This is a genomic window from Streptomyces graminilatus, from assembly GCF_001418565.1.
GTDB lineage: Bacteria > Actinomycetota > Actinomycetes > Streptomycetales > Streptomycetaceae > Streptomyces > Streptomyces graminilatus.
Genome location: NZ_LIQQ01000045.1, coordinates 1 through 7,262 on the forward strand (window position 1 = coordinate 1; position 7,262 = coordinate 7,262).

The 7,262-nt window shown below is 70.7% G+C and carries 7 protein-coding genes; 5 read left to right on the plus strand and 2 right to left on the minus strand.

Translation table 11 applies throughout. From position 1 onward, the window contains the following. The first annotated feature begins 124 nt into the window (after nucleotides 1-124). From AOK08_RS05370 to AOK08_RS05390, 5 genes are all read left to right on the plus strand, one after another. Nucleotides 125-1,144 carry a substrate-binding domain-containing protein gene (locus AOK08_RS05370; protein WP_055524144.1) on the plus strand — a complete coding sequence of 340 codons (1,020 nt, stop codon included), beginning with the start codon at nucleotides 125-127 and terminating at the stop codon, nucleotides 1,142-1,144. Nucleotides 1,145-1,387: 243 nt separating this feature from the next. Next, nucleotides 1,388-3,850 (plus strand): sensor histidine kinase, encoded by a 2,463-nt coding sequence (locus AOK08_RS05375; RefSeq protein WP_055524146.1) that lies wholly within the window; start codon nucleotides 1,388-1,390, stop codon nucleotides 3,848-3,850. 14 nt (nucleotides 3,851-3,864) lie between these two features. Further along, a complete protein-coding gene (locus AOK08_RS05380) occupies nucleotides 3,865-4,290 on the plus strand; it encodes a roadblock/LC7 domain-containing protein (RefSeq protein WP_006377390.1) in 426 nt (141 codons plus the stop codon). A 1-nt stretch (nucleotide 4,291) separates the two neighbouring features. Further along, nucleotides 4,292-4,648: a DUF742 domain-containing protein gene (locus AOK08_RS05385; protein ID WP_055524153.1), complete on the plus strand. Its 357-nt coding sequence runs from the start codon at nucleotides 4,292-4,294 to the stop codon at nucleotides 4,646-4,648. Beyond that, the gene (locus AOK08_RS05390; protein ID WP_055524148.1) at nucleotides 4,635-5,240 is read left to right on the plus strand and encodes a GTP-binding protein; all 606 of its coding nucleotides are present in this window, start codon (nucleotides 4,635-4,637) and stop codon (nucleotides 5,238-5,240) included. Before AOK08_RS05385 ends, AOK08_RS05390 begins: the two co-directional genes overlap by 14 nt. A gap of 62 nt (nucleotides 5,241-5,302) precedes the next feature. On the opposite strand, the gene msrB is transcribed toward AOK08_RS05390, so the two are convergent. Both msrB and murC read right to left on the minus strand, forming a co-directional pair. Next, nucleotides 5,303-5,710, minus strand: a complete 408-nt coding sequence (gene msrB / locus AOK08_RS05395; protein ID WP_055524149.1) for a peptide-methionine (R)-S-oxide reductase MsrB — start codon at nucleotides 5,708-5,710, stop codon at nucleotides 5,303-5,305. Nucleotides 5,711-5,755: 45 nt separating this feature from the next. Beyond that, nucleotides 5,756-7,144, minus strand: coding sequence for a UDP-N-acetylmuramate--L-alanine ligase (gene murC / locus AOK08_RS05400; protein ID WP_198539119.1), 1,389 nt, complete (start codon nucleotides 7,142-7,144; stop codon nucleotides 5,756-5,758). Nucleotides 7,145-7,262 lie beyond the last annotated feature (118 nt).

Sequence of the window (7,262 nt, forward strand, 5' to 3'; positions counted from 1 at the left end):
CCCCCACCTGCCCGACTCCCCCTTCCGCCAGCACTCCCCGCCCGTCGAACTCCCCTTCCCTGTCCCGCTCCCTTTCCTGGCCCACGTCCCTCTCCTCGGCCGCGCAGCGAGGTGCCGCACTTCCATGAACACACCCCCCGTCCCCACCGGTTCCGCACGACCCGCCCGTGTCACGCCCGTTGTCGCCGGTATGGCCGCCGTCTGTCTGCTCGCGGTCGGCTGCTCGGGTTCCGGTTCCGACGGGTCGGACTCCGCTCAGGGCGCCGCCGGCGCCGGCACCGCCCGGTCCAGGGTCGCCCTGATCACCCACGGGGCCAAGGGCGATGTCTTCTGGGAGCGGGTGCAGAAGGGCGCGCGGGCCGCCGCCGCCAAGGACCACATCGAGTTGACGTACGCCAGTGACCCCGATGCCACCGCCCAGGCCGACCTGGTGCGCGACGCGGTCAAGGAGAAGGTCGACGGGATCGCCGTGACCCTCGCCAAGCCCGACGCGATGAAAGGGGCGGTGTTACAGGCGAGGGCGGCGGGGATCCCGGTGGTCGGGCTCAACTCGGGGATCGGTTCCTGGCGTTCGACGGGCCTGCTGGCGTTCTTCGGCCAGGACGAGAGCACCGCGGGCCGGGCGCTCGGCGCCAAGCTGGACGCGCTCGGGGCCAGACACGCCCTCTGCGTCATCCACGAGCAGGGGAACGTCGGTCTGGAGGCCCGCTGTGCCGGCGCCAGGAAGACGTTCACCGGCGAGACCGACACCGTGTACGTCGACGGCACCGACCTGGACGCGGTGACCGCGGTGGTCGCGGCCAAGCTGAACCAGGACCCGAGCATCGACGAAGTCGTCACACTGGGCGCGCAGTTCGCGCTCTCGGCGGTGAAGGCGGTGGAGCAGACCAAGAGCAGGGCGAAGATCGCCACCTTCGACCTCAACAACGACATCGTGGGCGCGGTGAGGAACGGTCGTGTGCAGTTCGCCGTGGACCAGCAGCCGTACCTCCAGGGCTATCTCGCCGTCGACTCGCTCTGGCTGTACAGGTCCAACGGCAACTTCAGCGGCGGCGGGTCGGCTCCCGTGCTCACCGGGCCGGCCTTCGTCACCAGGCACAACATCGCCGACGTCGCCCGGTTCGCGTCCGAGGGCACCCGCTGAACGTCACATGCACCCTCCGCCCGGCGGAAATCCGGCCACTCGCGGGGCAACCGTCGTACAACGGCTGCGCCAAGCTTCGGGGACTAACGGTGCGTACGTTCATTTGTACGGATAGCATCCTGCGGACCCGTGCCTGTTCTGCCGCTCGTTCCGTTTCCGCTGTCACCGACCGTCTGTCACACGCCTTTTGTCCACCCCCCTCACCTGTCCGTCTCCCTCACCGCTGATCGCCCTAGGACGACGATGCCTCCACGCAAAGGTGCCCGGCGCCGTCTCGGCTCCATACGTCTCTCGCTGGTTCTGCTCGCGCTGGTGCCCAGCGTCACCCTCGCCGCGATGTGGGGTGTGACGACGATTCAGATGTTCTCGGAGGGGCTGCGGCTGCGGGACCAGACGGGACTCAGCCGGGCGACCGGTGCCATGGGCACCGACGCCACGCTCGCGCTGCAGCGGGAACGCACCCTGTCGGCCGAGTGGCTGGCCACCCCCAGGGGTGACCGCAGGGCCCTGGACGCGCAGCGCAAGGTGGTGAACGCGGCGGTCGCGCAACTGGTCGGCCAGTCGAGGGCCATCCAGGAGGCTCCCGAGCGCATCGGGGAGCGGATGTACTCGGTCATCGCCGCGACGGGCAGCCTGGAGTACTACCGGGGGCAGGTCGACCGTCGCACCGACATCTCCCCCCAGCAGGTGCTGGACCAGTACTCGTCGATCATCGGCAACCAGATCCACTCGTTCCAGGAGCTCTCCCAGGTCGACGACGGCGACCTCACCTCACAGGCCGGTCCGCTCGTCTCGCTGGAGCAGGCCGCCGAACTGGTCGCCCAGGAGGACTCCCAGCTCATGCTGGCCTGGCCCTCGGGCCACTTCGACCAGGACGAGTGGGAGACGTACGTCCGGCTGGTCAGCGCCCGGCGCTGGGTCGTCGAGGACCAGCTCGTCCAGTCGCTGACCGGTTCGGCGAAGGCCCGCACCGCGGCGATCCTGACGGGCCCCGCCTGGCGGACCCTGACCTCCATCGAGGACGAGGTGCTCGCCTCGGGCACGCCCGGCGGGGGCGCCGAGCGGCGGATCACCCTGCCGAGGAAGCGCGCGCAGTGGGCCGCCGCGATGGACGAACTGAGCGCCCAGTACGGCTCGCTCATCCACGACGAGACCCAGGGGCTGCTCGCCCGCAGCGACGACGAGTCACAGACGCTGCTGATCAAGGCGGCTTCGCTGAGCGCCGGCGGACTCGGCGGGCTGCTGCTGTGCATCGCCCTGTCCTGGCGCATCACCCGGTCCCTGTCCCGCCGGCTGCGCGGGCTGCGCATGGCCACCCTCAGCCTGGCCGAGGAGCGGCTGCCCGACGTACTGGCGCGGCTCAACCGGGGCGAGACGGTCGACGTCGAGTCGGCCACCCCGCCGCTGGACTACGGCCACGACGAACTCGGCCAGGTGGCACACGCGTTCAACGCCGCGCAGCGCACCGCCGTGCACACCGCGGTCGAACTCGCCGACACCCGGCGCGGCTTCCAGAAGATCATCCTGGGCATCGCCCGGCAGAGCCAGAACCTGGTCAACCTCCAGCTCACCAAGCTGGACGCGCTGGAACGCCGCCACCAGGACCCGGAGATCCTCAAGGGCCTGTACGAGCTCGACTCCACGGCCAGCCAGTTGCGCCGCTACGAGGAGAACCTCGTCATCATCAGCGGGGAGCGCCCCGGACGCAGTTGGACCGATCCGGTCGCGCTGATCGACATCCTGCGCAGCGCCGTCGGTGAGGTCGCCGAGTACCAGCGGGTCGACGTGCAGACCGAGGAGGACGTGTATCTCGCGCCGCACGCGGTGGCCGACGTCATCCATCTGCTGGCCGAGCTGATCGACAACGCGACCGCCTACTCCCCCGCGCCCAGCCCGGTGGGCGTACGGGCCGCGGTGGTCGCCAAGGGGCTGGCCATCGAGGTCGAGGACCGTGGGCTCGGCATGTCCGACGAGGACTACGCGTCGTTCAACGAACACCTGTCCAAGGCCCCGCAGTTCGATGTGGTGGCGCTCGCCGACGACCTGCGGCTCGGCATGTTCGTGATCGCGCGCCTCGCCGTCCGGCACGGCATCAGCGTCACGCTGCGCTCCTCACCGTACGGCGGTACGACGGCGATCGTACTGATCCCGCACGAGGTCGTCGTACGCGAACTCCTCGCGCCGGACGCGGACTCCTCCTTCGCGACTCCGGTGTCCGCCAGGGTGCCCGGCGCGCTCACCGGGGAACGCCCCGGCCACGAGCGCGCCCGGGAGCCACAGCCCGCCGTGGCCCGTGTCCGGGCCGCCGACGCCGGTTTCACGGTCCGGCAGACCGCCCTCGTCGGGGCGGACCGGGGCGTCGGCCGGGTCAACGGCCGGGCAGGCGGGCGGCAGGCCGAGCAGGGCGGCGGCGTCCGCAAGGACGGGCTCACCCCGCTGCCGCGCCGTGTGCCGCAGACCAGTCTGGCCGCGGAACTGCTGGAGGACACCGAACCCCGCGGCACCTCCGACGACGCGCTCGACGAGTTCTCGGCGGAGCGCGCCGCCTCATCGCTCGCCGGTTTCCAGCGCGGCACCCTCCAGGCCCGTGACGACGACACCGAAGAGCAGTACGACCATGGGGAGGACATCGCGCCCCGGGAACCCGACTCACCGCTCCCCGCCGCAGGCACCACGGTCACCCCGACCCCGCCCGCGGACCGCTGATGAAGGACAGAGAAATGACACGCCCCACCCCCGCCACTCACACCGAGCTCGACCAGTTGCTCACCGGACTCGTGGACCGGGTAGCCGAGGTGAACCACGCCGTCGTGCTCTCCGAGGACGGACTGGTCGTCAGCAGATCCACCGCGTTCCTGCGCGACGACGCCGAGCGGCTCGCGGCGACCGCGTCCGGGCTGATGAGCCTCAGCAAGGGCGTCAGCATGGACTTCCGGGGCGGCCCGGTGCGCCAGGCGCTGATCGAGATGCGCAACGGCTATCTGATCCTCACCGCGGCCGGCCCCGGCGCCCATCTCGCCGTCCTGACCAGCCAGGGCGCGGACGTCGGCGTGGTCGCGTACCAGATGAACATGCTGGTGAAGAAGATCGGTGAACACCTCAGCGCGGCCCCGCGTGCCGGGGTCGTCGGCGCGGCCGGCGAGTGAGGTGAACGGAAGCGACGCGGCCGGCCGTCTCGTACGGCCGTTCACCCTCATCGGCGGGCGGACCCGGCCCAGCCGCGCCGACTTCACACTGCTCACCCTGGTGACGGCGGTGGAGCCGCAGCCCGACGGGGGCAAACGGCCGCAGCCCGAGCACGCCCGGATCCTGCGGCTGTGCGCGCGTCCCGTCGTGGTGGCGGAGCTCGCGGCCCATCTGGACCTGCCGGTGAGCGTGGTCGTCATCATGCTGTGCGACCTGCTGGAGGCCGGCCGGATCACCGCCCAGGCCCCACGCCAGATCTCGCGCACCACGGACATGGGTCTGCTGCAGAAAGTGAGGGACGGTCTTGGCCGGCTCTGACCCGACCGTGAACGGGACCCCGGCGCCCGACACGGTCAAGATTCTCATCGCCGGCGGCTTCGGTGTCGGCAAGACGACGATGGTCGGCTCGGTCAGCGAGATCGTGCCGTTGCGCACCGAGGAACCGCTCACCGCGGCCGGTCTCGGCATCGACGACCTCGACGGCATCGAGGAGAAGAAGGCCACCACCGTGGCCCTCGACTTCGGCCGCATCACGCTCAGCCAGGAGCTGGTCCTGTACCTCTTCGGTACGCCGGGTCAGCAGCGGTTCTGGTTCATGTGGAACGACCTGGCGATCGGCGCGCTGGGCGCCGTGGTCCTCATCGACGTACGCCGGCCGGAGTCCAGTTTCGCGGCGATCGACTTCTTCGAGCGCCGGGACATCCCGTTCGTCGTCGGCGTGAACGGCTTCCATGGAGAACATCCGTACGGGCCGGACGAGATCCGGGAGTCGCTCGCGCTGCCGGAGCACACACCGGTCCTGCTGTGCGACGCACGGAGCCGGGAGTCGTGCCGGGACGTGCTGATAGCCCTGATCGACCGGTTGATGGCGGCGGCGGCCCAGGACGGCGGGAACGCCCACACCGCCTGAGGCCGCGTACGGCTTCACGGGCCACCGGAATCCCTCCGGTGGCCCGGCGTCCCGCCCGGTCCTCAGCCCTCGTCGGGCGTCAGCCGCAGCGAGATGCTGTTGATGCAGTACCGCTGATCGGTCGGGGTCGGATACCCCTCCCCCTCGAACACGTGCCCGAGGTGCGATCCGCACCGGGCGCACCGCACCTCGGTCCGCACCATCCCGAGCGAGCGGTCGGCGATCAGCTCCACCGCCTCGGTGTCCTTCGGGTCGAAGAAGGACGGCCAGCCGCAGTGCGACTCGAACTTCGTGTCCGAGGTGAAGAGTTCGGCACCACAGGCCCTACAGGAGTAGACCCCCTTGGTCTTGGTGCCCGTGTACTCACCCACGAAGGCGGGCTCCGTACCGGCCTGACGCAGGACCGCGTACTCGGCCGGCGTCAGTTCCGCGCGCCACTGCTCGTCCGGCTTTTCGACGTCGTACGACATGAGACTCAGCCCCTCACTACGAAAGTCACTGCGGAACCACGGACGTCACCGTGCCAGGTGGTCCAGGATCCGCGGGCCCAGGTCCGTGACATCGCCCGCGCCCATGGTGAGAACGAGATCACCGGGCTTCGCCATTCCCGCGACCGCCCCGGGCACCTCGGCCTTGTCGGACACGGCCGTCACATCGGCGCCCGCCGCCCGCGCGGCGTCGATGATCAGCGCGCTGGTCACCCCGGGGACCGGGTCCTCGCGGGCCGGGTAGATGTCGAGGACGACCGACGCGTCCGCGAGCGCCAGCGCCTGGCCCATCTCCTTGCCCAGCTCCTGGGTACGGGAGAAGAGGTGCGGCTGGAAGACCACCAGGATGCGCGCGTCACCGACCGCCGCCCGCATCGCCTCCAGGTCCGCCGTCATCTCGGTCGGGTGGTGCGCGTACGAGTCGACGACCTGGACGCCCGCAGCCTCGCCCTTCAACTGGAGCCGCCGCTTCACCCCCGTGTACGCCGCCAGGGCGGGGGCCAGCTCGCCCGCGGGCACGCCCAGCGCGACGCCCGCCGCCAGCGCGGCCACCGCGTTGTGCGCGTAGTGCCGGCCCGGCACCGAGACGGTGAAGGTGAGCCGCTCCCCGTCCAGCTCGACGGTCACCTCGCTCTTCAGCCCCTGCGGTACGACGGACACCACGCGCGCGTCCGCGTCCGCCGACTCCCCGTACGTCACCACCCGCACGGAGTCCGGCAGGCGCCGCGTCAGCTCGCGGGCGCCTTCGTTGTCGGCGGAGATCACCAGCGTCCCGCCGGGCACGATCCGGCCCGCGAACGTCTCGAAGGACTCGTAGATCTCTTCCATGGAGGCGTAGTTGGCGTGGTGGTCGAGTTCGACGTTGAGGACGATCGCGACCTCGGGCGCGTACTTGTGGAAGCTGCGGTCCGATTCGTCCGCCTCGGCCACGAAGATCTCGCCGTCGCCGTGCAGGGCGTTCGAGCCGGGCGCGTCCAGGTCGCCGCCGATCGCGTACGAGGGGTTGAGGCCCAGCTCGCTCAGCGACACCGCCAGCATCGACGTCGTGGTCGTCTTGCCATGGGTGCCCGCGACCGCGATCGGCCGCAGACCGTCCATCAGCCGGGCGAGCGCGTCCGACCGGTGGACCACCGGGACCCCCAGCTCCGCCGCCCGCGCCAGCTCGGGGTTGTCCGCGCGGATCGCGGAGGAGACCACGACACAGGTGGCGTCGTCGGCGAGATGCCCGGCCGCGTGTCCGATGTGCACGGTCGCCCCCAGCGCCCGCAGCGCGGCGGCGGTCTCGGACTCCTTGGCATCACTGCCGGCCACCCGCGCCCCGCGCTGCGCGAGGATCTTCGCGATCCCCGACATCCCGGCACCACCGATACCGATGAAGTGCGGTCGATCCATGGCGATAGGAAGGCCGGGTGCCATGTGCGTTTCTCCCCAGATGCGGTGCGGCGGCTAGAACGCCCCCAGCCTATTAGCCAAGACCGACAGCACTTAACAAGAGACGTCGCGGAGACATACCTGGGGGCGCGGGGAACTGCGC

Excerpts from the sequence above, each read along its gene's own strand:
- murC (WP_198539119.1), bottom strand. The coding sequence starts at position 7,144 with ATGGCACCCGGCCTTCCTATCGCCATGGATCGACCGCACTTCATCGGT.
- AOK08_RS05370 (WP_055524144.1), top strand. The coding sequence starts at position 125 with ATGAACACACCCCCCGTCCCCACCGGTTCCGCACGACCCGCCCGTGTC.
- AOK08_RS05375 (WP_055524146.1), top strand. The coding sequence starts at position 1,388 with ATGCCTCCACGCAAAGGTGCCCGGCGCCGTCTCGGCTCCATACGTCTC.
- AOK08_RS05380 (WP_006377390.1), top strand. The coding sequence starts at position 3,865 with ATGACACGCCCCACCCCCGCCACTCACACCGAGCTCGACCAGTTGCTC.
- msrB (WP_055524149.1), bottom strand. The coding sequence starts at position 5,710 with ATGTCGTACGACGTCGAAAAGCCGGACGAGCAGTGGCGCGCGGAACTG.